Annotated in this window: 28 protein-coding genes; 18 read left to right on the top strand and 10 right to left on the bottom strand. The window is 46.9% G+C overall.

The features are described 5' to 3' along the window. Positions 1-422 precede the first annotated feature (422 nt). From N530_RS0108390 to dnaQ, 4 genes are all read left to right on the top strand, one after another. Complete coding sequence (locus N530_RS0108390) at positions 423-1,031, top strand: Maf-like protein (protein WP_026480336.1); 609 nt, start codon at positions 423-425, stop codon at positions 1,029-1,031. Next, positions 1,024-1,860 carry a shikimate dehydrogenase gene (locus tag N530_RS0108395; protein ID WP_026480337.1) on the top strand — a complete coding sequence of 279 codons (837 nt, stop codon included), beginning with the start codon at positions 1,024-1,026 and terminating at the stop codon, positions 1,858-1,860. The genes N530_RS0108390 and N530_RS0108395 overlap by 8 nt, the downstream gene beginning before the upstream one ends. Continuing rightward, positions 1,857-2,444, top strand: coding sequence for a dephospho-CoA kinase (gene coaE / locus N530_RS0108400; RefSeq protein WP_026480338.1), 588 nt, complete (start codon positions 1,857-1,859; stop codon positions 2,442-2,444). The genes N530_RS0108395 and coaE overlap by 4 nt, the downstream gene beginning before the upstream one ends. Positions 2,445-2,514: 70 nt before the next feature. Next, positions 2,515-3,213, top strand: a complete 699-nt coding sequence (gene dnaQ / locus N530_RS0108405) for a DNA polymerase III subunit epsilon (RefSeq protein ID WP_026480339.1) — start codon at positions 2,515-2,517, stop codon at positions 3,211-3,213. Positions 3,214-3,299: 86 nt separating this feature from the next. On the opposite strand, the gene secB is transcribed toward dnaQ, so the two are convergent. Beyond that, positions 3,300-3,800, bottom strand: coding sequence for a protein-export chaperone SecB (gene secB / locus N530_RS0108410; protein ID WP_026480340.1), 501 nt, complete (start codon positions 3,798-3,800; stop codon positions 3,300-3,302). Between the two features lie 104 nt (positions 3,801-3,904). Further along, complete coding sequence (locus tag N530_RS0108415) at positions 3,905-4,390, bottom strand: FxsA family protein (protein WP_035266720.1); 486 nt, start codon at positions 4,388-4,390, stop codon at positions 3,905-3,907. 130 nt (positions 4,391-4,520) lie between these two features. Here N530_RS0108415 and N530_RS0108420 point away from each other — a divergent pair, with 130 nt between their 5' ends. From N530_RS0108420 to N530_RS0108435, 4 genes are read left to right on the top strand one after another with little or no spacing between them, the layout of a single operon-like run. Beyond that, complete coding sequence (locus N530_RS0108420; protein WP_026480342.1) at positions 4,521-5,210, top strand: Tim44/TimA family putative adaptor protein; 690 nt, start codon at positions 4,521-4,523, stop codon at positions 5,208-5,210. A gap of 14 nt (positions 5,211-5,224) precedes the next feature. Continuing rightward, entirely contained in the window at positions 5,225-6,322 is a 1,098-nt protein-coding gene (locus N530_RS0108425; RefSeq protein ID WP_026480343.1) for a murein transglycosylase A, read from the top strand. After that, the gene (locus N530_RS0108430) at positions 6,319-6,927 is read left to right on the top strand and encodes a Smr/MutS family protein (RefSeq protein ID WP_026480344.1); all 609 of its coding nucleotides are present in this window, start codon (positions 6,319-6,321) and stop codon (positions 6,925-6,927) included. Before N530_RS0108425 ends, N530_RS0108430 begins: the two co-directional genes overlap by 4 nt. 10 nt (positions 6,928-6,937) lie before the next feature. Then, on the top strand, positions 6,938-7,333 hold the full coding sequence (locus N530_RS0108435) for a helix-turn-helix transcriptional regulator (protein WP_018689748.1): 396 nt from the start codon (positions 6,938-6,940) through the stop codon (positions 7,331-7,333). A gap of 5 nt (positions 7,334-7,338) precedes the next feature. Here N530_RS0108435 and N530_RS0108440 read toward each other — a convergent pair whose 3' ends face one another. From N530_RS0108440 to hslV, 4 genes are all read right to left on the bottom strand, one after another. Further along, the gene (locus tag N530_RS0108440) at positions 7,339-8,319 is read right to left on the bottom strand and encodes a DUF1402 family protein (RefSeq protein ID WP_035266722.1); all 981 of its coding nucleotides are present in this window, start codon (positions 8,317-8,319) and stop codon (positions 7,339-7,341) included. A 97-nt stretch (positions 8,320-8,416) separates the two neighbouring features. Continuing rightward, positions 8,417-9,721, bottom strand: a complete 1,305-nt coding sequence (gene hslU / locus N530_RS0108445) for an ATP-dependent protease ATPase subunit HslU (protein ID WP_026480346.1) — start codon at positions 9,719-9,721, stop codon at positions 8,417-8,419. Positions 9,722-9,726: 5 nt separating this feature from the next. Further along, positions 9,727-10,896, bottom strand: a complete 1,170-nt coding sequence (locus N530_RS0108450) for a hypothetical protein (protein WP_026480347.1) — start codon at positions 10,894-10,896, stop codon at positions 9,727-9,729. 94 nt (positions 10,897-10,990) lie between these two features. Further along, a complete protein-coding gene (hslV, locus tag N530_RS0108455) occupies positions 10,991-11,521 on the bottom strand; it encodes an ATP-dependent protease subunit HslV (RefSeq protein ID WP_026480348.1) in 531 nt (176 codons plus the stop codon). 128 nt (positions 11,522-11,649) lie between these two features. On the opposite strand from hslV, the gene hisB reads away from it, so the two are divergent. The 7 genes from hisB to coaA all read left to right on the top strand — a co-directional run bounded on the left by hisB (position 11,650) and on the right by coaA (position 16,425). Further along, positions 11,650-12,249 carry an imidazoleglycerol-phosphate dehydratase HisB gene (gene hisB / locus N530_RS0108460; protein WP_026480349.1) on the top strand — a complete coding sequence of 200 codons (600 nt, stop codon included), beginning with the start codon at positions 11,650-11,652 and terminating at the stop codon, positions 12,247-12,249. Between the two features lie 18 nt (positions 12,250-12,267). Then, complete coding sequence (locus N530_RS17705) at positions 12,268-12,741, top strand: DUF2628 domain-containing protein (protein WP_051540845.1); 474 nt, start codon at positions 12,268-12,270, stop codon at positions 12,739-12,741. Beyond that, entirely contained in the window at positions 12,741-13,391 is a 651-nt protein-coding gene (gene hisH, locus N530_RS0108470) for an imidazole glycerol phosphate synthase subunit HisH (RefSeq protein ID WP_018689741.1), read from the top strand. The genes N530_RS17705 and hisH overlap by 1 nt, the downstream gene beginning before the upstream one ends. A gap of 3 nt (positions 13,392-13,394) precedes the next feature. Next, a complete protein-coding gene (hisA, locus tag N530_RS0108475) occupies positions 13,395-14,150 on the top strand; it encodes a 1-(5-phosphoribosyl)-5-[(5-phosphoribosylamino)methylideneamino]imidazole-4-carboxamide isomerase (RefSeq protein WP_026480350.1) in 756 nt (251 codons plus the stop codon). 121 nt (positions 14,151-14,271) lie between these two features. Further along, positions 14,272-15,063, top strand: a complete 792-nt coding sequence (gene hisF, locus N530_RS0108480; RefSeq protein ID WP_026480351.1) for an imidazole glycerol phosphate synthase subunit HisF — start codon at positions 14,272-14,274, stop codon at positions 15,061-15,063. Continuing rightward, complete coding sequence (locus N530_RS0108485; RefSeq protein WP_026480352.1) at positions 15,060-15,380, top strand: phosphoribosyl-ATP diphosphatase; 321 nt, start codon at positions 15,060-15,062, stop codon at positions 15,378-15,380. Before hisF ends, N530_RS0108485 begins: the two co-directional genes overlap by 4 nt. 28 nt (positions 15,381-15,408) lie before the next feature. After that, positions 15,409-16,425 (top strand): type I pantothenate kinase, encoded by a 1,017-nt coding sequence (gene coaA, locus N530_RS0108490; protein ID WP_018689737.1) that lies wholly within the window; start codon positions 15,409-15,411, stop codon positions 16,423-16,425. 1 nt (position 16,426) lies between these two features. Here coaA and N530_RS0108495 read toward each other — a convergent pair whose 3' ends face one another. Genes N530_RS0108495 through N530_RS0108510 form a run of 4 tightly spaced genes read right to left on the bottom strand, consistent with a single transcriptional unit; the run spans position 16,427 to position 19,899 of the window. Further along, positions 16,427-17,083, bottom strand: a complete 657-nt coding sequence (locus N530_RS0108495) for an alpha-ketoglutarate-dependent dioxygenase AlkB (RefSeq protein WP_247869181.1) — start codon at positions 17,081-17,083, stop codon at positions 16,427-16,429. After that, positions 17,073-17,516, bottom strand: coding sequence for an alternative ribosome rescue aminoacyl-tRNA hydrolase ArfB (gene arfB / locus N530_RS0108500; protein WP_018689735.1), 444 nt, complete (start codon positions 17,514-17,516; stop codon positions 17,073-17,075). The genes N530_RS0108495 and arfB overlap by 11 nt, the downstream gene beginning before the upstream one ends. Further along, a complete protein-coding gene (locus N530_RS0108505; RefSeq protein WP_081773929.1) occupies positions 17,513-18,250 on the bottom strand; it encodes a nitroreductase family protein in 738 nt (245 codons plus the stop codon). Before N530_RS0108505 ends, arfB begins: the two co-directional genes overlap by 4 nt. A gap of 38 nt (positions 18,251-18,288) precedes the next feature. Continuing rightward, positions 18,289-19,899, bottom strand: coding sequence for a phosphoenolpyruvate carboxykinase (locus N530_RS0108510; protein ID WP_026480355.1), 1,611 nt, complete (start codon positions 19,897-19,899; stop codon positions 18,289-18,291). 386 nt (positions 19,900-20,285) lie between these two features. On the opposite strand from N530_RS0108510, the gene N530_RS0108520 reads away from it, so the two are divergent. The 3 genes from N530_RS0108520 to N530_RS18595 are packed head-to-tail and all read left to right on the top strand — an operon-like array spanning position 20,286 to position 23,280. Further along, positions 20,286-20,996 carry a response regulator transcription factor gene (locus N530_RS0108520; protein WP_026480356.1) on the top strand — a complete coding sequence of 237 codons (711 nt, stop codon included), beginning with the start codon at positions 20,286-20,288 and terminating at the stop codon, positions 20,994-20,996. A gap of 43 nt (positions 20,997-21,039) precedes the next feature. Continuing rightward, positions 21,040-22,815, top strand: coding sequence for a sensor histidine kinase (locus tag N530_RS0108525; RefSeq protein ID WP_026480357.1), 1,776 nt, complete (start codon positions 21,040-21,042; stop codon positions 22,813-22,815). Between the two features lie 9 nt (positions 22,816-22,824). Further along, the gene (locus N530_RS18595) at positions 22,825-23,280 is read left to right on the top strand and encodes an HPr kinase/phosphorylase (protein WP_051540846.1); all 456 of its coding nucleotides are present in this window, start codon (positions 22,825-22,827) and stop codon (positions 23,278-23,280) included. Positions 23,281-23,381: the final 101 nt, after the last annotated feature.

Raw genomic sequence — 23,381 nt, forward strand, 5'->3', positions numbered from 1 at the left:
CTTATTTAGAGTCTGTGATTTGTGGGGAAACAGAATTATTCACAGACAGAAGGCCATTTATCCCACTGTTTAAAATAATATACACAATCAACAACATTTTTGTCGGTCAAAATTGACGCAGCTCGAAAATCGCATTGTTTTCAAACTATTCAAAGATAAATCAAATAAAGCGCACATTGTATAACTCTGTGCATAAGCTGTGGAATGAAATGTATATGCTGTGTGTTTTAAACAGCTACATAAAAACGTAAAGATAAGTGTGAACTGGGATAAAAACCATTTAGTTCACAGGCTCGAAGGCCAGCCTATGATTCGCTATTTTTTACGCACATCTTTATCCACAAGGCAAAATCGCTCATAGAGACGAAACTGATCGTTGTTGGAAAATGACAGCAACACTAGATGTTGTGGTTCTAAGATTTATGAAAGCGCGCGACATGTCCCTTATCTTGGCTTCAACCAGCCCCTTTCGAAAAATGCTTTTTGAAAATGCTGGACTGACATTTGAGACCGCTGCGCCTGACGTGGATGAACGCGCGATCGAAGAAACACTAGAAGGCAGCGGTGCAACAGCATCTGATATTGCCGAGATATTAGCCGAATCAAAAGCTAGAAATATTGCTGAAAAGAATCCGGCTAAATTGGTTATTGGCGGTGATCAAACCCTGTCGCTTGAAGGCAGGCAATTTCACAAACCCAAAGACATGGAAGAAGCACGCCAGCACCTTTTAGCAATGAGCGGAAAGGTTCATCAACTTAACAGTGCAATTGTGATTGTGCGCGGTGATGAAATAATATGGCGCCATGTATCGGTCGCACATATGCATATGCGTGTATTAGACCCCGGCTTTATTGGCAGACACCTGGCAGCCGTTGGCGATATTGCATTAAAAAGTGTTGGTTCGTATCAGATCGAAGGGCCAGGTATTCAGCTCTTTGAAAAAGTAGACGGCGAATATTTTACAATTGTCGGCGTACCGATGATCCCATTATTGGCAAAATTGCGTGAGCTTGGAGAAATTGATGGCTGATATAAGGGCTTTTGTTTGCGGTGATCCGATTAAACATTCTCGGTCTCCCCTTATTCATGGGTATTGGCTGAAGCGTTATAAAATCAACGGTTCCTATGAGGCAGTGCAGGTTTCAGCTGAAAATCTGCCAATCTTTATCGAATCTCTTCATGAAAATGGCTGGGCGGGTGGAAACTTCACAATCCCGCATAAACAATCAGTTTTTGATCAACTTGAAGACCTAGATGATGCTGCACGCGCAATTGGTGCGGTAAATACGGTGTGGAGCGAATCCGGCAAACTATATGGTGGCAACACGGATGCCTATGGTTTCGCGGCTAATTTAGATGCGCAAGTGCCAATGTGGCGTGATGCTGAAACAGCCATTGTTTTTGGGGCGGGCGGTGCCGCGCGCGCTGTTATTTTCGCACTTTTAAAAGCGGGCGTTGCGAAAATCATCGTCGTTAATCGCACGATTGAGCGTGCGGAAGATATGGCGCAAAGTTTTGGAAAAACTGTAACTGCTATGACCTGGCAAGATATTACGTCAAAGCTTCAAGATGCCGATCTCTTAATTAACACAACATCACTTGGCATGGATGGGCAACCAGATTTTCCGCTTGATTTGGCGGGTGCGCGCGCCGACGCAATTGCATCCGACATTGTTTATGTGCCGCTGGAAACGCCTTTTTTATTAATGGCAAAAAAACGCGGTCTTCAAACATCGGATGGATTGGGCATGTTGCTGCATCAAGCAACACCAGGTTTTGAAAAATGGTTTGGCCAGAAACCAGAGGTAGATGACGCATTACGGCAAGTCATTATCGACGATTTAGGAATCCGGCTATGATTATTGTGGGATTAACGGGTTCCATCGGAATGGGTAAATCAACGACTGCGGCCATGTTCAAGGAAGAAAATATCGCAGTTCATGATGCCGATGCAGTGGTGCATGATCTTTATCGTCATGGCGCATTGGTTGATGAAATCGAAAATCATTTCCCGGGCACAAAAACACCTTCTGGTGTGGATCGCAAAAAGCTTGGGCAATATGTCTTAAATGACAAAGCTGCGATGAAAAAACTAGAAGCGCTTGTTCATCCGCATGTCAGGCTGGCAGAAGAAAAATTCATCCAAGACAACCGCGCAAAGAACGCAAAAATTGTTGTTCTGGATATACCGCTGCTGTTTGAAACAGGCGGCGATGAGCGTGTTGATAAAATTGTTGTCGTCACCGCGCCTTATGAGGTTCAAAGAAAGCGTGTTTTATCACGTGCCTCGATGACCGAAGAAAAATTCCAGCAGATCCTAGACAGACAAATACCCGATGCGGAAAAACGAGCGCGTGCAGATTTTCTCATTGATACATCGCTTGGCATGGATGCTGCTAAAGAGCAGGTCAAGCACATCATTAGCCAGCTATTAGAGGCTTAAGTTCTGCATAGGTTTATAGCACGCTTGCTATCATAGCTTCTGGGATTCAAACTGAACTAAAGGAAATTCCATGCGCGAAATCATATTCGATACAGAAACAACTGGTTTGGATAACCGCGATGACAGGATCATCGAAATCGGTGCCGTTGAACTGGAAAACCGGTTTATCACGGGTCGTAGCTTCCATGTTTTTGTTAATCCTCAAGGCAAGCAAGTTCATCCCGATGCATTGAAAGTGCACGGCATTACCAATGAGTTTCTGCTCGATAAGCCTGACTTTGCAAAAATTATTGATGACTGGTTGGATTTTACGCGCGGCGCAAAACTAATCGCCCATAATGCGAAATTCGATGTCGGTTTTTTTAATGCTGAATTTGCAAGGGTTGGGTTTCCTGAAATTGATCCAGGTCGCGTCATCGACAGTTTGGTATTAGCGCGCCGCCGCCATCCGATGGGGCCAAATTCACTGGATGCTTTGTGTAAGCGTTACGGCATCGATAATTCCAAACGTGAAAAACACGGCGCATTGCTGGACAGTGAACTGCTCGCAGAAGTTTATATTGAGTTGGTCGGCGGAAAGCAGGCAGCTTTAACACTCGAATCCGATGATAATTCAGCGCAAAAGCAAGGCGATGATGCTGATTTGCCGGAAATCGAAATTAGTGCGCGTCCACGCCCATTGGCACCGCGCCTTACCAGCGATGATATCAAAGCACATCAAGCAATGGTGGATGTTATCGGCGATAAAGCTATTTGGTTAGCCAAGTAAGTGGCAGGCTTGTGAATCCGGCAAATCATTTATGTTTGCACAAAAAAGCCCGCGTGAAGCGGGCTTTGTCGTTAATTTAGATAGGTTTAGTTTGGTTTAACCTGAGATTTTGCTTTTTCTTCAGCAATTCGTTGCTGGAACATTTTAGCAAAATCAATTGGGTCAATCATCAATGGCGGGAAGCCACCGTTGCGCGTAGATTCTGCAACGATCTGACGTGCGAATGGGAAAATCAAACGCGGACATTCAACAAAGAGCAAAGGCATAACATGCTCTTGCGGGAAGCCAGCAATTCTAAACACGCCGCCATAAACCAATTCAACATTGAACAACACGTCATCGCCGTCTTTAGCAATGGCTGTCAAAGTAAGGTTTACGTCATAATCAGTTTCAGAAAGCGGATTAGCGTTGACGTTAACATTGATATTGATCGCAGGCGCTTTTTCGCGTGGACGCAATGAAAGCGGTGCACCAGGGCTTTCGAATGACAAATCTTTTACATATTGCGTCAAAACGCTGAGTTGTGGTGCTTCGCCATTACCGGCGGCTGCGCCTTCAGTACCTGTAGATTTTGGATCTTTAGCCATTAAGTCAGAACCTGTTGAGTTTATTTTGTTAAAGTTGGCTCGAAGTAACACGCTCGAAAGTTGCTGACAAGCAAAACGCAAGCACGCGTTTTAAGTAGCTGAACTCATTTATCAGACCAAGGGCTGTTTGCGTCAGGCTCTCTTTTAAAATCGTCTTCATCAAGATCAATTGTTGGACCGCCGGAAGCATCGCCTTTCGTAGGGCTCTGATCTGAACCACCACGCAGATTGACAATATTGATCCGGCTTTTGGCAAAGTGCCAAACAGCATCGCGAATAGGAGGCACAAATAACAAGAAACCGCAGGTATCGGTGACAAAGCCCGGCGTTAGCAGCAAAATACCCGCAATGGCGATCATAACGCCGTGAACCAGCTCGCGCGCCGGCATTTTTCCGCCGCTTATATCGCTTTGTATTTTTGCAATCAGTCCAAAGCCCTGCACGCGCAGCAAAATGGATCCAATGATGGCCGTGACAACGATCATCGCAAGAGTTGGGAAAACGCCAATTTGGCCACCGACGACCACAAACGTGGCAATTTCAAGCATCGGAATGATCAAAAGCATAAAGGGTATAAGCGAAAAAGGCACAATTTTCTCCAAATGAGTGCTAAGACTAGCTTTTATATAGGTATTTAAGTCATAAATTTGAATGATGACTAGCTGACCTCTATATCAGACTATATGTGCTGATGACGAATCTCGCTAAACAAGGTGTTTTATGGAAAGTTCAAACTTAGTAACCCTCATTTTTGTCGTTGCTGCAGTTTTTGTGTTTATGCAACTGCGCAGCGTTTTAGGAAAACGCACGGGTCATGAACGCCCACCTTTTGATCCTAGCCGCAAACAGCAGGAAGCGCCGGAAAATGACGGCGATAATGTTATTACATTGCCTAATCGCAAAGAGGGTGCGAACGATCCATACAAGCAAATTGATGAGATCGCTGACACTTCCAGCGCTTTGAATAAAAATTTGCGCAAAATCAAAGATGCTGCACCTGCTTTTGAGCCGAAAGAATTCCTAAAAGGCGCAGGCATGGCCTATGAGATGATTGTCATGTCTTTTGCCGACGGTGATAAAAAGACACTGAAAAATCTACTTTCCAAAGAAGTCTATGATGGTTTTGCTGCTGCATTGGACGATCGTGCAAAAGCTGGCGAAACGGTTCAGTCAAATTTTGTTGGTATTGAAAAAATTGAATTTAGCGATGCGGAACTACGCGGCCATGATGCACATCTAACCGTATCCGTGGTTAGCCAGATGATTTCTTCAACCCGCGATAAGGCTGGCGAAATTATTGATGGTGATCCTGAAGCGGTTGTTGAAGTAAAAGATATTTGGACTTTCGCACGCGATACGCGCCAGAAAGATCCAAACTGGAAACTTGTTGCGACAGAAGCTGAAGACTAACTTCAGCATTATCTATGTGGTCACTTCGTCCGATATCCTATAGCGCGCTATCCGGTTGGAAGGACGATGACCACGGCGCTGCTTTAGCAGCGTTTCAGCGCCAAGCGCTCAAACCCATAGATGAGCGCTATAAAACCGGTAGCATCGGGATTACACCCGCTGCTTTCGATCCATTGATCGCATTATCGCAGAAACCGGAAGCGATCAAAAACCCGCGGCATTTCTTCGAAGATAATTTTTCAGTGTTTAAACTTGTCTGCAATGATGAAAAGCGCGGCCAAGTGACAGGTTTTTATGAGCCGGAAGTTGAAGCGCAACGCGGTAGAGATGCACAATTTGCAACGCCTTTGCTGCGCCGTCCTGATGATCTGATTGTTTTAAATGAAAGCAATAGACCTTCGAATTTAAGCGAGGATTATCGCTTTGGCAGACGAGATGGCAATGGAAACATCGTTGAATATTATGATCGTGCCGCCATCAACCGCGGCGCAATCAATGTCGATGATTTTGCGATTGCATGGATAAAAGATCCCGTGGATGCGTTCTTTATTCATGTGCAGGGTGCGGCCCGCTTAAATATGGGAAATAGTGATACCGTCCGCATTACTTATGACGGAAAATCCGGTCATCCATTTACGGCAATAGGCAAGTGCCTCATTGAGCGTGGTGAAATAGCAAAAGATCAAATTTCGATGCAATCCATTCGCGCATGGCTGTCAAAAAATCCAGATAAAGCAACTGCGCTTATGGAAGAAAACAGGTCTTATATTTTCTTCAAAGAAGCCCCTTCAATAAATGATAATTTAGGACCGATTGCAGCCGCAAAAGTACCATTAACCGCTGAACGCTCTCTGGCTGTTGATCGCCTGATACATACGTTTGGAACGCCGATTTTTGTTCAGGCTGATAAAGTGAATGCTGCGCCCTTTCAGCATTTGATGATTGCGCAAGAAACAGGGACCGCAATTGTAGGGCCGTCGCGCGGGGATATATTTTTTGGAAGCGGCGATCTTGCGGGAGAAAAAGCTGGCGCTGTTAATTCACTTTGCGATTTTACAATTCTTGTACCGCATGGCATTGGCTTTGATGAAGCTGGGGTTCAATTGCCATGACACGCAAAATAAATGTTGGGACAAGAGAACTTAAACCTGACGAGAAGGTTCTTTGGAATCTTGTCACGCGAACCGTGGTTCCGATGCGCAAATCAGCAAAACCAGAGCTGGGTGAACCTGAAAGCTTTAGCGAGCATATGGATCAATTCATGCCAGCGCCAAAAAGATCGACACCCATCAAAGATGCTGAATTGCGCCGTGCGAAAGCAGCGAGCCAGATAAAACCGATAACACCGGAACAAAAGCCTAAAACTGCGCCTAGCCCCGCACCCATAGCAGCGCATATTGATAAGCCTGTATATCGAAAAATCGCCAAAGGGCGGCTGCCCATCGACAGCCAAGTTGATTTGCATGATTTAACGCAAGATCAGGCAATTCACCGTTTGCAGGCATTTTTAACACAGGCCCGAAACTTGGGACAAAGGCATGTATTGGTGATTACCGGTAAGGGTGGCTCGCCAACCAGTGAAGGCGTGCTTCGCCGTATGCTGCCAATTTGGCTCAATATGCCGGCTTTTTCTTCAATCGTAAACGGCTACCAAGCTGCTAGCCGAGGTCATGGCGGTGATGGTGCGTTTTATGTTCGCCTGAGGCGTCTGCGATAAGGATAACAATATGACACCATTTGGAGAACGCGTTCGCGAGTTGCGCAATGAGCGCGGTATGACTCAAAAGGAAATGGCAAAACAACTCAATGTATCAGCTGCTTATTTGTCTGCACTAGAACATGGCAAACGTGGCACGCCGCGATGGATTTTGGTTCAGCAGATTATTGCTTGCCTCAATATCATTTGGGATGATGCCGATGAGTTGCAAACCCTAGCGCTGCGCTCTGCACCGCGTGTAACGATTGATACGACACAGCTTTCGCCGCGTGCCACAGAGCTTGCTAATCTTTTAGCATCAGGCATCGATGTCTTGTCAGATACGGCGATAGAAGATCTTCGAATCAGACTTGATGCTGCCATTCGAAACAGTGCTAAAATCCCGAAATATTTGCCGCGAGAATGATGCGCTCATAAAAGAGTACGCAGCTCATCAATACGATCATTAATCAGCCAACCATAATAGTTTTCTTGTGGCGTTTCGATTGGTTTGCCTTCGGCTTTTAATGCCTTATTTTTGCGAGCCAGAGTCAGCGCCCGTGCTTTCGGGTTACCCGTATTATACAGTGTTGCTGTGATACCGGGATTTGTTGAGATGTCGAAATCTGCATAACGCTTATAAGCATCTATCGATGATTTTAATGTTGCTGCGATATAAGGCAGTGTTTTTCTCGGGTCCATGATCGTTGCATAAACATCCTTGCCCCTAGAGGCATCAATTTTGCGGGCGCCTGTCACTTTTGATACTGCATCTGTCATCATGAGCGCAGTCAATGGATTAAGCTGGCCTAAGCCGAAGGTCTGTCCGGCATAAAAGGGTTGAAAAAACACAGCACTAAAACGGTTACGCGGGAATTTTTTACCATCAACTGTTTTGCCGCTGAATTTTGAGATCCAAACATTTTCGCGGCATGTCCAAAGCTCAAGGCTTTCTTTTAAGCTCTTGCACTTTTCAAACTGTGGACGCTCAACAAAGGCCGTAATGTTTTCGCCATCATATTCAAAATTAATATCTGATTTTAGATAGGAAATTGCTTTAATATAATAGCTCTGAGCACGGTCCATTGCATCGACATTGTAAGTATGTTCGCCAACAATCGCGCCGACCATATGGATGGGGTCGATGCCAAATTTTTTGGATATGGATTTTATATCGGAAATTAAACCGCGATCATTTTTGAGAAGTTGAAGTACTTTTTGATATTTTCCATCAAAGGTCTTCTTCAGAGCTTGTGTCCGATTTTTAGACGAACCAGGAATAGCAGGCTGTTCCACGTTCACATTATCACCGGACATTTTTGTCAGTGCATAAGCAGTGGAGGGCATAAGCAGCGATACAGCGCATAGAGCGCTCATCATCGCACTTGTGTAATTATTTTTATGAAGTCCCATCACGCCGCCTTGATTTAACTTTCGTAAGGTTAAATAGAAAAAGGGCGCCCCTATGTCGAGTGCCCCTCTTCCTTTAAGTTTCAGCGTGTGAAATCGGTCACAGAATGAAACGCGATAGATCAGCGTCTTTGGCAAGCTCGCCAACGCTTTTACGCACATAGTCCGCATCAATCGTATAGCTGGAACCAGATTTATCCGGCGCTTCAAAGGAGATTTCATCAAGCACCCGTTCCATGACCGTTTGCAAACGGCGTGCACCAATGTTTTCGACCGTGGAATTCAAATCAACGGCAATATCAGCCAAGGCGTCTATTGCATCATCGGTGAATTCCAATGTCACATTCTCAGTAGCCATCAACGCGATATATTGCTTAATCAAGCTTGCATCGGTTTCAGTAAGAATGCGTTTAAAATCTTCTTTTGTCAGAGCGCGCAATTCAACACGGATCGGCAGGCGGCCCTGCAATTCTGGTAGAAGATCAGAAGGTTTGGCCACGTGAAACGCGCCAGATGCAATAAATAGAATATGATCTGTTTTCACCGGACCATGTTTTGTCGCAACAGTCGTGCCTTCAACAAGTGGCAGTAAATCGCGCTGAACACCTTCTCGGCTTACGCCTGCGCCAGATCGCTCATTGCCAGATGCAATCTTGTCAATCTCATCAAGAAAGACGATGCCGTCATTTTCGACAGACTTGATTGCTTCTTCGACGAGTTTTTCCTCATCAAGCAGCTTATCCGACTCATCATTGACGAGATGCTTATAGCTATCGCGCACGCTTGTTTTAATTTTCTTGGTGCGTCCGCCAAAGGCTTTGCCCATCAGATCGCCAATATTGATCATACCAACATTGGCACCAGGCATGCCTGGAATCTCAAAGCCGCCCTGTGATGCGGTGTCAGCGATTTCGACTTCAATCTCTTTTTCATCAAGCGAACCGTCACGCAGCTTCTTGCGAAAACTATCGCGCGTTGCTGGGCTTGACGTTGAGCCAACCAGCGCATCAAGCACACGCTCTTCAGCATTCAAATGTGCTTTAGCGTTGACTTCAGCGCGCTTTTTCTCGCGCACAAGGCCGATGCCAATTTCAACGAGATCACGGATAATCTGCTCAACATCGCGGCCCACATAACCAACTTCAGTAAATTTAGTCGCTTCGATTTTGACAAATGGCGCACCGACAAGTTTGGCAAGGCGGCGAGAAATTTCTGTTTTACCAACGCCAGTTGGTCCAATCATCAGAATATTTTTAGGCATCACCTCTTCGCGCAAATCGCCGTCTAGCTGCAATCGGCGCCAACGGTTACGCAGCGCGATAGCGACCGCACGTTTAGCGTCTTTTTGACCAATAATGTGACGATCAAGCTCTGAAACCGTCTCGCGTGGAGAATATACACTCATAAAAATTACACTCTGATAGGTGGCAGTTTGTTGATTAACGATGTGGGGAGAGTTGGTCGCACAATCAAGGCGCGAATGCGTTGCCAGCCCGCACCGAACATGATGACAAGCAAACCAATGACCAACAAAATCAGCGCAAGCGGTGGTAGTCCCGTAGAGTTCGCGGTGCTCTCAATCATGTAATAAACGCCAAGCGATCCGAAATAAGCCAGCGTTGGAATGAGCAATGAGCGCCGATCAATGGCTAGGGCGACATAAACAAAAGCACTGATTAACAGGCCCAACATGATGGATGCGGTCATGCCCGGCTCAATTTTGCCGAGAACAACATCTTGGCCCGTTGCAAGGATAAACAATGGATGGACGAGCAATGGCGCGGAAATCACATGCAGCCAAAACGCACAATCAGACCAGACGGTGGAGCGTTCGCGGTCTCGTAAATCGAAATAGACAGCGGTGCAAAACACAATAATACCGCAGATGAGCGGCATCATCAGCGCGCGTTCCAAGATCAAAGGTATTTGTTCAAAGGTGGGTAATTCAACACGGCCATCTGTGACACCATCGTAGAAATATAAAATTGTCCACAGAAACGCGAAGCCTGTTAAGCTGACAGCAATTGCAGCGGACATGATAGGTACGCGGAAACGCCAGAAATATAGGATTGAAATCAGCGCAATACCGCCAAAGAAGGCGCTGCCATAAGAGCCAATTGTCGGGCGCAGGCCAAATGCCAATTGTGGATTATCGGCAATTTTTGCCAAGTCCAATGTTTCCCAAATATAAATGCCAAGTATGGCGGCAGTGTAACCTAAAAATCCAAGACCAAGCACGGTGGATGAAAGTTTCATACGGAATTGGCGTGTAACGAACTCTGCAACAAGCCACATCAAAACAGCCATGAGTGCCGCGCGGATAATTTGATTGTCGCCAAGCCATGTCTGCAAAGCAAAGCCGACACCTGAAAACAACATCAAAATACCGACGGTGACAAACAAATCATTGCCGCCGCCGACAAGCCTTAGCTCTTCATCATTATCAATATTTTGAACGTCTTGCAGTTCTGCAGCGCTATCGTCATCACCTTCACGGGCAATGACTAAAATATCTGCCTGTTGGCGGGCGTTAATGACACCGCGCCTAACTGCCTCTTCAAGATGTGCCTGCTTGAGCATCTAAATACCTTTGTGATCTGAACCCTTGCGGACATCTATGAAGTAAACGCGCAGCAAATGCATGATGAAATTAGCGCGTTTGCTTCAAAGTCTATCAGCTTTCTGCGTCAAGGCTTTCTAAAACAAGGCCATCATTTGTATAGACGCAAATTTCTGCAGCAATCTTCATTGCCCGTTTTGCGATTTCTTCGGCATCATAATCAGTATCGTGTAGCGCACGGGCGGCGGCCAAAGCAAAATTACCCCCTGAGCCGATAGCCATAACGCCGTGTTCAGGTTCAAGAACATCACCATTACCGGTCACGCATAGTGTAACGGATTTGTCTGCAACGATCATCATGGCTTCAAGATTGCGCAAATATTTGTCCGTGCGCCAATCTTTGGCAAGCTCGACAGCTGCACGCATGAGCTGGTCAGGATATTGCTCTAATTTTCGCTCTAACCGTTCAAGCAATGTAAAAGCATCGGCGGTGGCACCAGCAAATCCAGCAATAACGCTGCCATTCTTACCAATACGCCTTACTTTGCGGGCATTACCCTTCATAACGGTCTGGCCCAAACTGACCTGACCATCACCGGCAACGACGACTTTACCTTCTTTTCGTACTGCTACGATTGTTGTCATTATCTGTTCCTCAATCGAAATTCTGTTAGTCGATATGTAATGACTGTAAAATTGATTGCAAATCAGAGCGCTAGTATTTGCTGTAAAGCCTTGGTAAGAGCGTTTTGAGAGAGATTAGGACTGCTATTATGAGTGCGCGTACAGCAAAAATCAGCCGAAAAACTAACGAAACCGATATTTCAGTTTCTGTTGACCTTGATGGCACTGGAAAAAATGTGATCGAAACCGGTGTTGGTTTCTTTGATCATATGCTTGAGCAATTATCGCGCCATTCTCTGATTGATATGAATGTGAGCGCCAAAGGCGATCTTCATATCGACGATCACCACACGGTTGAAGATTGCGGCATTGCGCTTGGTCAAGCGGTCAATAAGGCGCTGGGTGAACGCCGCGGCGTGACACGCTATGCTTCATTGGATTTAGCAATGGATGAAGCACTAACCTCTGCAGCAATTGATGTATCGGGCAGGCCGTTTTTGGTGTGGAATGTCGAATTTACGGCCGCGAAGATTGGTACATTCGATACTGAATTGGTGCGCGAATTCTTCCAAGCCTTTTCACAGCATGCAGGCATCACGCTTCATGTGAGAAATCTTTATGCGGCAAACAGCCACCATATTGCCGAAACTTGTTTCAAGGCGGTTGCACGCGTATTGCGCACGGCGTTGGAAATTGATCCACGCCAAGCCGATGCCATTCCGTCCACTAAAGGCACATTGAACGGTTAAATTAGAAATGGACATGAAATGACGAGTTTCGTTGTTCTGCATAATGATGGCGCACCTTTACGTTTTTCGGAACGTACGGAATTTGTGCGCGATCATTTTTCCATTGTCGCACTGGCCTTTCCGCTTTTCTGGTTGCTTTGGCATAGGCTCTGGTTCGCCACGGTCATTTTCATCGGTGTGATGACAATCTTGGTCTTTGTTGCAGGCGATCATCGTTTCATCTTGGCAGTGGGCCCGCTGAATTTTCTAATTGGGCTTTTTGTAGCTTTAGAAGGTTCTGCTTGGCGCATTGCTTCTTTTAAGCGCCATGGTTATCGGCAGGTTGCAGTGATAGATGCTCAAAATCTTGAAGAGGCTGAGCTAAAGTTTACTTCGGTACATGCCGCAAATGGCGAAACGTCACTTGTCTATAAAAATGCGCAAGCTTATGAGACATCAAGAAATGCGCATGGCGCGGATGATCTCATCTTTGGATTTAACGGGAATAAATAATGCAAGTTGCGATCATCGATTATGGGTCCGGCAATTTACGTTCCGCGACCAAAAGTTTTGAACGCGCTGCGCGTGAAGCGCAAATCGACGCGGATATTATTCTAACCAATGATGCCGATATTGTTGCCACCGCTGACCGCGTTGTGCTGCCAGGTGTTGGTGCTTATGCGGATTGCGCAGCAGGCCTTGCCGCAGTGCCCGGCATGCGCGATGCAATAGATACAGCCGTCATTCACAAAGCACGCCCGTTTTTCGGCATCTGTGTTGGCATGCAATTAATGGCGACACGCGGGTTGGAAAAAACAACCACATATGGCTTTGACTGGATCAAAGGCGATGTGAAAGAAATGACGCCTGACGATGCAGATTTACGCATTCCTCAGATTGGCTGGAACACGATCAATTTGACAGGCGAACATGCTCTGTTTGACGGTATCCATACGGGCACCGATGGTTTGCATGCTTATTTTGTACATTCCTATCATTTGGCTGCCGCTAACAAAGAAGATGTAATTGCAACGGCTGATTATGGCGGACCGATCACAGCCGCAGTTGTGCGAGACAATATGTTTGGCACGCAGTTCCATCCTGAAAAAAGCCAACTTTTGGGGCTGGCTTTGATCGCTAATTTTCTAAAATGGAAGCCTTGATTTATGGCGCGTAAAATACTTTTTCCAGCGATTGACTTAAAAGATGGACAATGCGTTCGGCTCAAGCTCGGTGATATGGATCAGGCAACGATCTATAATGATAGCCCTGCGGCGCAAGCAGCTGAATTTGAAAATGCAGGTTTTGAGTGGCTCCATGTCGTTGATCTAAATGGCGCATTTGAAGGCCAGAGCGTTAATGGCGCTGCGGTTGAAGAAATTCTAAAGGCGACGAAAAATCCGGTACAGCTTGGCGGCGGTATCAGAACGCTTGATCATATTGAAAACTGGCTGTCAAAAGGCCTTTCACGCGTTATTTTGGGAACAATTGCAGTCCGCGACCCTGATCTGGTGATTGAAGCTTGCAAAAGATTTCCAGGCAAAGTCGCAGTTGGCATTGATGCAAAGGGCGGTAAAGTTGCTGTTGAAGGTTGGGCCGAAGCGTCCGAACTTGGCATAATGGAAATGGCTGAACGCTTTGAAGGTGCCGGCGTTGCCGCGATCATCTATACCGATATCGACCGCGATGGTGTGCTGACGGGCATAAATTGGGAATCAACGATTGGCCTTGCCGATCATGTTTCAATTCCTGTGATTGCGTCGGGCGGTTTGGCCTCAATGGCTGATATTGTGCGTATGACAATGCCGGATGCAGTCAAGCTGGAAGGAGCTATTTCTGGCCGCGCGCTTTATGATGGCCGTATTGATCCGGCCGAAGCACTTCAGGTTTTGCGCGGTGAAGGCAAGGGGTCGGAACTTTGAGCCTCAAATCCCGCATAATTCCTTGTCTTGATGTGAAGGATGGGCGACACGCAGCGCCCGCAGCAGCGACGCTGCGAGGACGTGCAAACAAACAAAACGACGCGGCAAAAGGATCAACACGATGACCCTGAAATCTCGCATAATTCCTTGCCTTGATGTGAAAGATGGCCGTGTCGTGAAAGGTGTCAACTTTGTTGATCTGATTGACGCAGGCGATCCGGTAGAAGCGGCAAAAGCGTATGATGCTGCTGGAGCGGACGAACTTTGCTTTCTCGACATCACGGCATCGTCTGACAACCGCGAAACAATTTACGATGTCATTTCACGCACTGCCGAACAGTGCTTTATGCCGCTGACGGTTGGCGGCGGTGTGCGCGCGGTTGAAGATGTTCGCAAACTGCTTTTGGCAGGCGCTGATAAAGTTTCGATCAACACAGCTGCGGTGATGAGGCCGGAACTGGTGGTTGAAGCTGCCGATAAGTTTGGCAATCAGTGCATCGTTGTCGCCATCGATGCCAAAGCTGTTCACGGCGAAGGCGAAGAGCCGCGCTGGGAAATTTTTACCCATGGCGGACGAACCGCAACGGGCATTGATGCGGTTGAATTTGCGCGCAAGGTTACGGATTTGGGTGCGGGTGAAATTCTACTGACATCAATGGACCGCGACGGCACAAAAATTGGTTATAATTTGCCATTAACTCGCGCTGTTGCCGATGCTGTTCGTGTGCCGGTGATTGCATCGGGCGGGGTTGGCGAATTGCAGCATTTGGTCGATGGTGTGCGTGAAGGCCATGCAACGGGCGTTCTTGCCGCGTCAATTTTCCATTTTGGCACATACACCATTCAAGAGGCCAAAGAATTTATGGCTGATGCTGGTGTGAATGTCAGGCTTGATCCGGTGGTGTCGCAATGAGCAAATTCTCACTACAAGATTTGGAAAAAATCATCGCGTCACGCGCCGGTGTAACCGATGGTTCTTCATGGACTGCGAAGCTGGTTTCGGGCGGTGTTGAAAAAGCATCCAAGAAGTTTGGCGAAGAAGCATTTGAGACAGTAATTGCGGCCTTGAAAGAGACCGATACTGATTTAATCGGTGAAAGTGCTGATTTGCTTTATCATTTATTAGTTGTGCTTCACGTTCGCGGCGTTAAAATCGATGCTGTCCTTGATGAATTGGCAAGGCGTACGCAGCAAAGCGGAATCGTGGAAAAGGCATCCCGACCGCAATAATGGCGCCTCGCCATAGACTGGTAAAAAAATGGACCAGAAGGTCGGAAAATTTAGCGCCGTTTCGCAGCGCGCACTTGATGAACAAGTCATTGATCAGCTCACAGGTGAAGAATGGTCGCCCTATAGGCTGTTTTCAGCCGATCAATGGGCAGGTCTTCGCGCAAATACCAAGCTGACTTTGAGTGAAGATGAAATTCGCCGCTTGCGCTCGCTCAACGACCCTGTCGATCTTGAAGAAGTGCGCCGCATCTATTTGTCTTTATCGCGATTGCTTTATGCGCATGTTGAAGCCTCGCAATCCATATTCGAGCAGCGAAAGCGTTTTTTGAATGTTTCAAACGTTACCAAAACGCCCTTCATTATTGGTATTGCTGGTTCTGTAGCCGTTGGAAAATCAACAACGGCGCGTGTTCTACAAGAGCTTTTAAGCCGCTGGCCCACCAGCCCAAAAGTTGATCTTGTTACGACCGATGGTTTTTTGATGTCGAATGCGATGTTGCGTGAACGTGGATTGATGGAACGCAAAGGCTTTCCAGAAAGCTATGATGTTGGCGCTCTGCTCCGGTTTCTTTCGGCGATTAAAGCAGGCACCCCCAATGTGGAAGCCCCGCTTTATTCCCACTTTGTCTATGATGTAATTGATGACGAGAAACAGGTTATCAATCAGCCTGACATTTTGATTTTTGAAGGCATCAATGTTCTGCAGGTGAACCCATTGCCTGCAGGTGGACGCGCGGTGCCGTTCGTTTCTGACTTCTTTGATTTCTCAATCTATATTGATGCCGATGATGAATTGATCCATCGCTGGTATGTGGATCGTTTCATGCGGCTTCGCGATACAGCCTTTCAGGACCCTGAATCATTTTTCCACCGCTATGCCAAAATGTCAGTTGATGGTGCGCGCGCGATTGCAGAAGGCCTTTGGCAGAATATCAACTTGCGAAATCTACGCGAAAATATTCTACCAACGCGTCCACGCGCTGATTTAATTTTGCGCAAAGGCTCGGACCATCTCATCGAGTCAGTGCTTTTACGAAAGCTCTAATTCAAACAGGTGTCACACGGCGCAATGTCAGGTTAATGCGCCCACCGTACTTGAGCAAAGGTGATGTGTTTGGATAAATTCGGTCAACACCGTGATAGTTCAAACGCCCCTTCCCGCCCAGAACGATAACATCGCCGGAAGCAAGCCTGATTGATTTTGTTGAACTGCCGCGTTCAGATCCGCCAACGCGAAACAAACAATCATCGCCCAGTGAAATCGACACAACAGGCGCATCGAAATTCGCCTCATCCTTGTCTTGGTGTAGGCCCATCTTTGCGCCTTGCTCATAAAAATTGATGAGACAAGCTTCGGGCGGATGTGGGTAATTGGCATATTTATGCCACAGGGCCATTAGGCTCGCAGGCATGGCAGGCCACGGATTGTGCGTGACGGGATGCGTTGCTTGATAGCGATATCCATTTTCCTTATCCGTTACCCAGCCAAGCGGTCCACAATTTGTCATCCGAACGCTCATCGGCTTTCCGGTTTTAGGCATGCACGGAATATAAAGCGGAGCCTCAGCAACGATGGCGCGAATATCTTTAAGCAAAGCCACCTGCTCATCAATATTGAGGCACATGGCAATATGTTGAACACCGTCGGGAAGCATCTGGCTTTCTCTTTCTTCGGCTTTAAGAAAATCCCAGCTAGGAATCATCAGAGGAAACAGAGCCACGGTTTTTCTTGATTTGGCTGCGCCCCGCCTTTGATTTAAGCCGCCTTTCGACAGAGCCGCGTGTGGGCCGTGTTTTCTTGCGCGGCGGCGGTGGTGGCTCAAGCGCTTTGAGCACAAGTTCTTTAAGCCGTTCACGCGCATCTTCTCGGTTTCTGTCTTGCGAGCGAAATTTGGAAGCTTCGATAAGAATTTCGCCGCTCTTGGTTGCCTTGCTGCCCGCCAGCTTTATCAGTTGGTGATATTGGCGATCGGTAAAAAGATTTTGAACCGCAACGGCGTTGAACCGCAATTGAACGGCAGTCGAGACTTTATTGACATTTTGCCCGCCTGGTCCGCCCGCAAGAACAAAGCTCTCCGTCATAGACCAACCAGGAAGGGTCTTGTTTGGCTTTACCTCAAGATCGCTGACACTCATTTTTGTTCGCCGTCAGCTTCCAGCCATGTTGTTATTTGCTCAAGCGGCTTGCGCTGAATATCTGGCACGCGCGCATTTTTAGCGGGATAGCCAACCACTAACAATATAACCGGTTTTTCATTATCCGGCCTTTTGCAAACCTTGGACAAAAAGCTCATGGGCGCAGGTGTGTGGGTTAATGTTGCCAGACCCGCCTGATGAAGAGCAGCAATCAAAAATCCAGTCGCGATACCAACGGATTCAGGCACATAGTAATTTTTTGTGCGATTACCCGCATCATCAACGGAGTAACGTTCAGCAAATATCGCGATCAACCAAGGCGCAATTTCAAGAAACGGTTTGTTGTCATCGGTGCCTAAATGAGCAAGGGCACCCAGCCACTCTTCGCCAGCGCGCCCTGCATAAAATGCGCGTTCTTCTTCTTCGGCGGCTTCTCGAATAGCGCTTTTGATCTCTGGATCGCTAATGGCAACAAAGTGCCAAGGCTGCTGGTTTGCGCCCGATGGTGCGCTGCCAGCTGTACGAATGCAATTTTCTATAATGTCGCGCTCGACGGGCTCTGGCGCATAATCGCGAACTGTCCTGCGACGCGCAAGGTTCTGCGCAAAAGCTTGGCTTCGCGTGCGCATTTCATCAACATCAAGCGATGAAAAATTGAGATCAATGGAATGTAATGTGTCGGACATACGCCTATATTGCGCAAGCTTTTCCAAAATACAAGAAAGGCGGCGCATTGCTGCACCGCCTTCGACTTTGTGATTTTATTGTTTAATTATTCTGCAGCTTGGAGAAATCGAGGCGCAGCATCATTGACTTCAATATCGACATGGTCGGCGAATTTTTCAAAATTATCGCGGAACATATTTGCAAGTTTAGCCGCCTGCTCGTCATAGGCTGGTTTGTCTGCCCATGTTTCACGAGGATTGAGGATCTTGCTATCAACGCCCTCAACAGCGACAGGAACTGCAAAGCCGAAATTTTGATCAATCCGCATTTCAACATCGTCGAGATTACCGTCCAATGCAGCAGCAAGCAAAGTGCGCGTTGCTTTAATTGGCATGCGATTGCCAACGCCATAAGCACCGCCCGTCCAGCCTGTATTGACCAACCAGCAATTAACGCCGTTATCAGCAATTAATTGACGCAGCAAATTTCCGTAAGCTGAAGGGTGACGCGGCATAAATGGCGCACCAAAGCAGGTTGAAAATGTTGCTTCAGGCTCTGTCACACCTTTTTCTGTTCCAGCTACTTTTGCTGTGTAGCCTGATAGGAAGTGGTACATCGCTTGTGCTGGCGTTAGCTTCGCAATCGGCGGCATCACGCCGAAAGCATCTGCGGTTAGCATGATGATGTTCTTCGGGCTGCCCGCTTTGCCGCTTGCACTTGCATTGGGAATGAAATCGAGCGGGTAGGCAATGCGTGAGTTTTCAGCCAGAGAGCCATCGTCAAAATCTGGTACACGATTTTCGTCAAGCACAACATTTTCCATGACCGTGCCAAAGCGGCGTGTTGTCGAGAAAATTTCAGGCTCGGCCTCTTCTGAAAGGCGAATAGCTTTTGCGTAACAGCCACCTTCAAAGTTGAAAATACCGTTTGGCCCCCAACCATGCTCATCATCGCCAATCAATGTACGCGCTGGATCAGCTGAAAGCGTTGTTTTGCCAGTACCGGACAGGCCAAAGAAAACAGCAGCATCGCCATCATTGGAAACGTTCGCCGAACAATGCATCGGCATGACGTCTTTTGCAGGCAGCAAATAGTTGAGCGCGGTGAAAACAGATTTCTTGATTTCACCAGCATAAGATGTGCCGCCGATCAAAACGATCATGCGTGTGAAATCAATCGCGATAACTGTCTCTGATCGGCATCCGTGCTTTTCAGGATTTGCGCGGAATGACGGTAGGTCAATAATTGTCATTTCAGATACAAAATCAGGCAATGTTTTGCGATCCGGACGGATTAGTAAATTACGGATAAACAAAGAATGCCAAGCATGTTCTGTAATAACACGTGCTTTGATGTTGTGCTCATCATCGGCACCGCCGATGAGATCTTGAACAAAAAGTTCTGCATTTTGCGTATGCGCAATCATGTCCTTGTAAAGCGTCTCAAACGCTTCAGGTGTCATGGGTTTGTTATTGTCCCACCAAATGGCATCATCAACAATGCCGTCTTTAACTATGAACTTATCCTTGGCAGAGCGGCCGGTATGTTCGCCAGTTTTGGCAACCAGAGCACCATGTGCCGAGATTTCAGCTTCACCGCGGCGGATAGCATATTCGTAAAGCGCAGCTTCAGTTAGGTTGTAATAAGATACAGAAGCGCCTGTTATCCCATTTTTTTCCAAGCTGTGGCTTTTATTGAATATGCCTTGAGTCTTCATAATCGCACCGATCAATTTTTCATTTCAAATATGCTTTTTAAAAAAAGCAGTGCGCTGCGCATCATTGCGAGCGATTTGTCGTTCCAAACAGAATTAGCGAATTATCTCAAATGTTTAATCGGTTTAAAAATTTAAAAATCGTTTCAATCGTTTAAAATTTGTTGAAATTACCCTAACGTTAAGCATGTTTTTTAACGCAAGCAAAAATTTGCGACTATCCCAGAAATTAACGGGCTTTATAAAATGATGCGCAATGAAAGGTTGTATTGCATGACATCGATTTTTATGTGTGCCACAATTTGAACGGAGTTTGAGCGTCTTACCCCCCACAGTGACTAATTCATTGAGTGAAGGGATAACGCTCCATGGTTGGGGAGAACTATCCAGTGCAGACGATTGCGTTGGTCGATGATGACCGCAATATTTTAACCTCGGTTTCAATCGCGTTGGAAGCCGAGAGCTACCGCGTGGAAACTTATACCGATGGCGCATCTGCGCTTGAAGGCTTGTTGGCAAAACCACCGAACTTGGCAATCTTTGATATAAAGATGCCGCGCATGGACGGTATGGAATTGCTACGACGCTTGCGTCAAAAGTCTGACATACCCGTCATTTTTCTGACATCGAAAGACGATGAGATTGATGAATTGTTCGGCTTGAAGATGGGCGCGGATGATTTCATTACAAAACCGTTCTCACAGCGCTTGCTCATTGAGCGCGTCAAAGCGATCCTTCGCAGGTCCGCTGCGCGCGAGGTTCAGCTGAAGCCGGGCGAAACAAGCGGCGCACAAAGCTTGGTGCGTGGGCATCTGGTTCTTGATCAGGAACGCCACACATGTGAGTGGAAAGATAAACCTGTCACATTAACGGTGACAGAGTTTCTTATTCTGTTTGCGCTGGCCCAGCGTCCAGGCGTTGTGAAAAGCCGTGATGCCTTGATGGATGCGGCTTATGATGATCAGGTTTATGTTGATGACCGGACGATCGACAGCCATATCAAACGTCTGCGTAAAAAATTCAAACAGGTAGATGATGATTTCGAAATGATAGAAACACTTTATGGTGTGGGTTATCGTTTTCGAGAGGCGGCTGCCTAACCGGTAGATCAACTTTCAATGAGAGATTGGTCTTGGAGAATGGATGTCTGTTGATACAGATCATAATCCAACAGTGAAAAAGCGCAGTGGCATTAGTCCGCTGCGCAGCTTTTTTGCGCCAATATTGCGGCCTATGCGCCGCATGTTTGGTCATTTATTCTTTTCCAGCATTACACGGCGTATTCTGATTTTAAATCTGGCCGCGCTGGTTTTGTTGATGTCAGGCATTTTGTATCTCAATCAGTTTCGCGACGGGCTCATTGATGCGCGTGTTGAAAGTTTGATGACGCAAGGCGAAATTATTTCTGGCGCAATTGCGGCTTCCGCGAGCGTTGAAACCAATGCAATTCTTATTGATCCTGAAATGCTATTGGAACTTGAAGCAGGTGAAAGCATCGTCCCTAAGGTCGATGGTCTTGATAATCTTGATTTTCCGATCAATCCCGAACGTGTGGCGCCTGTTTTGCGCCGTCTGATTTCTCCAACCCGTACCCGCGCCCGTATTTATGACCGCGATGCCAATTTGATTTTGGATTCGCGCCATCTTTATTCCCGTGGGCAAATTTTACGCTATGAACTTGATCCGATTGATGCGCCTGAATTGTCAATTTTAGACCGCGTGAAAAACTATTTCGGAGGCTTTTTTGTCCGCCGTTATTTACCAGTTTACCGCGAACAGCCGGGCGGTACAGGTGCACTTTATCCAGAAGTTATGGGCGCATTGTCAGGTGGCCGTAGCCAAATCGTCCGCGTTTCTGAACAAGGTGAGATGATTGTTTCGGTTGCTGTGCCAGTGCAGCGTTTTCGCGCTGTTCTTGGTGTTTTGCAATTATCAACGCAAGGGGGAGACATTGATAAAATTGTTACCGCAGAACGCGAAGCCATGTACCGTGTTTTTGCTGTTGCTGTGATGGTGAACGTCATTTTGTCGATGCTGCTTGCCAGCACAATTGCCAATCCTTTGCGCCGCTTGTCTGCCGGTGCCGTACGCGTTCGAAAGTCAATTAAAGCACGCGAAGAAATTCCTGACTTTTCTGATCGCCAAGATGAGATTGGCAATCTGTCTGTTGCGTTGCGTGACATGACGCAATCACTTTATGGCCGGATTGATGCCATTGAGAGCTTTGCAGCAGATGTGAGCCATGAGCTTAAAAATCCGCTGACATCATTGCGTAGTGCTGTGGAAACATTGCCGATGGTCAAAAAAGACGAAATGCGGAATCGGCTGCTGGGTGTCATCGAACATGATGTGCGCCGCCTTGACCGATTGATTACGGATATTTCGAACGCATCGCGCCTTGATGCTGAACTTGTGCGCGAAGATGCACAGCCCGTCGATCTTGAAACACTGCTTAAAAATATGGTGTCCATATTTAATCAGGGGCATTTGGGCGAATTAAATGTCGAGCTGAATATTACCAAACTTCCGGCGGGCACAAGCAGCTACACGGTGCCCGGTAATGAATCGCGCCTCGGTCAGGTCGTTACCAATTTAATTGAAAATGCGCGAAGCTTCATTCCTAAAAAGGGTGGCGAAGTTAAAGTTTATCTCGCGCATAAGAAAGATCACATCGAAGTGCGCGTTGAGGACAATGGACCGGGCATAAGGGCTGAAAATACAGAAACGATTTTCAAGCGGTTTTATACCGATCGCCCCGGCGCTGAAGAATTTGGCAAAAATTCCGGCCTTGGCCTGTCGATATCACGGCAAATTGTTGAAGCGCATGGCGGCACATTAATTGCTGAAAATATTGAATCAAAAACCGACATAGATGAATTTGGCGGCGCCCGCTTCATCCTTTGCTTGCCGTGTGAATAGGCCGTACCGTTGACTGCTTCACCAAAAAACATTCATGCCAATCTGATTGATATTGATGCAAAAGGTGTTTTGATTAAAGGCGAAGCAGGCTCTGGAAAAACAACCCTGATGCTGCACTTGTATCGAAGGTGCCTCAGTGCAGGCGTACCGGTCCACATCATAAGCGACGATCAGACATTGCTTGAAGAACAAAATGGCCAGTTAATGGGCCGTGTGCCGCCTACGCTTGCAGGCAAGATTGAAATTCGTGGTCTTGGTATTGTTAATCGGGAACAGACTTTAAGTCACTCCAAGATTGAGCTGTGTGTAACGCTTGATCGCGAAGAAATAATGCTGCGCTATTGGGATTCGCAGTTTGAAAAAATCGGTAATTTTGAGGTGAAGAAGCTTTGCCTTTCATCTGCAAATAACGAGGCTGCGGGCAACGCGGTGCTTGCCGCGCTTAATTTACCCTTATCGGTTTAACGATATCTTCGGATAATACTTGTCAATTTCAAATTTTACTGCTCAACATGTCGGATGAAAAAAAATCCGGCTACAAGTGAGCCGATGACGGGAAATCACGG

Origin of the sequence: Ahrensia sp. 13_GOM-1096m (genome assembly GCF_000620605.1) — a bacterium.
Classification (GTDB): Bacteria; Pseudomonadota; Alphaproteobacteria; order Rhizobiales; family Rhizobiaceae; genus Ahrensia; species Ahrensia kielensis.

Coding starts and splice junctions, on each gene's coding strand:
- dnaQ (WP_026480339.1), top strand. CDS start 2,515: ATGCGCGAAATCATATTCGATACAGAAACAACTGGTTTGGATAACCGC.
- N530_RS0108420 (WP_026480342.1), top strand. CDS start 4,521: ATGGAAAGTTCAAACTTAGTAACCCTCATTTTTGTCGTTGCTGCAGTT.
- N530_RS0108430 (WP_026480344.1), top strand. CDS start 6,319: ATGACACGCAAAATAAATGTTGGGACAAGAGAACTTAAACCTGACGAG.
- coaA (WP_018689737.1), top strand. CDS start 15,409: ATGGACCAGAAGGTCGGAAAATTTAGCGCCGTTTCGCAGCGCGCACTT.
- hisH (WP_018689741.1), top strand. CDS start 12,741: ATGCAAGTTGCGATCATCGATTATGGGTCCGGCAATTTACGTTCCGCG.
- N530_RS17705 (WP_051540845.1), top strand. CDS start 12,268: ATGACGAGTTTCGTTGTTCTGCATAATGATGGCGCACCTTTACGTTTT.
- N530_RS0108450 (WP_026480347.1), bottom strand. CDS start 10,896: ATGCTCAAGCAGGCACATCTTGAAGAGGCAGTTAGGCGCGGTGTCATT.
- arfB (WP_018689735.1), bottom strand. CDS start 17,516: ATGAGTGTCAGCGATCTTGAGGTAAAGCCAAACAAGACCCTTCCTGGT.
- hisB (WP_026480349.1), top strand. CDS start 11,650: ATGAGTGCGCGTACAGCAAAAATCAGCCGAAAAACTAACGAAACCGAT.
- coaE (WP_026480338.1), top strand. CDS start 1,857: ATGATTATTGTGGGATTAACGGGTTCCATCGGAATGGGTAAATCAACG.
- N530_RS0108495 (WP_247869181.1), bottom strand. CDS start 17,083: ATGATTCCTAGCTGGGATTTTCTTAAAGCCGAAGAAAGAGAAAGCCAG.
- hslV (WP_026480348.1), bottom strand. CDS start 11,521: ATGACAACAATCGTAGCAGTACGAAAAGAAGGTAAAGTCGTCGTTGCC.
- N530_RS0108485 (WP_026480352.1), top strand. CDS start 15,060: ATGAGCAAATTCTCACTACAAGATTTGGAAAAAATCATCGCGTCACGC.
- N530_RS0108525 (WP_026480357.1), top strand. CDS start 21,040: ATGTCTGTTGATACAGATCATAATCCAACAGTGAAAAAGCGCAGTGGC.
- N530_RS0108395 (WP_026480337.1), top strand. CDS start 1,024: ATGGCTGATATAAGGGCTTTTGTTTGCGGTGATCCGATTAAACATTCT.
- N530_RS0108510 (WP_026480355.1), bottom strand. CDS start 19,899: ATGAAGACTCAAGGCATATTCAATAAAAGCCACAGCTTGGAAAAAAAT.
- secB (WP_026480340.1), bottom strand. CDS start 3,800: ATGGCTAAAGATCCAAAATCTACAGGTACTGAAGGCGCAGCCGCCGGT.
- hslU (WP_026480346.1), bottom strand. CDS start 9,721: ATGAGTGTATATTCTCCACGCGAGACGGTTTCAGAGCTTGATCGTCAC.
- N530_RS0108440 (WP_035266722.1), bottom strand. CDS start 8,319: ATGGGACTTCATAAAAATAATTACACAAGTGCGATGATGAGCGCTCTA.
- N530_RS0108505 (WP_081773929.1), bottom strand. CDS start 18,250: ATGCGCCGCCTTTCTTGTATTTTGGAAAAGCTTGCGCAATATAGGCGT.
- N530_RS0108435 (WP_018689748.1), top strand. CDS start 6,938: ATGACACCATTTGGAGAACGCGTTCGCGAGTTGCGCAATGAGCGCGGT.
- N530_RS0108425 (WP_026480343.1), top strand. CDS start 5,225: ATGTGGTCACTTCGTCCGATATCCTATAGCGCGCTATCCGGTTGGAAG.
- N530_RS0108390 (WP_026480336.1), top strand. CDS start 423: ATGAAAGCGCGCGACATGTCCCTTATCTTGGCTTCAACCAGCCCCTTT.
- hisF (WP_026480351.1), top strand. CDS start 14,272: ATGACCCTGAAATCTCGCATAATTCCTTGCCTTGATGTGAAAGATGGC.
- hisA (WP_026480350.1), top strand. CDS start 13,395: ATGGCGCGTAAAATACTTTTTCCAGCGATTGACTTAAAAGATGGACAA.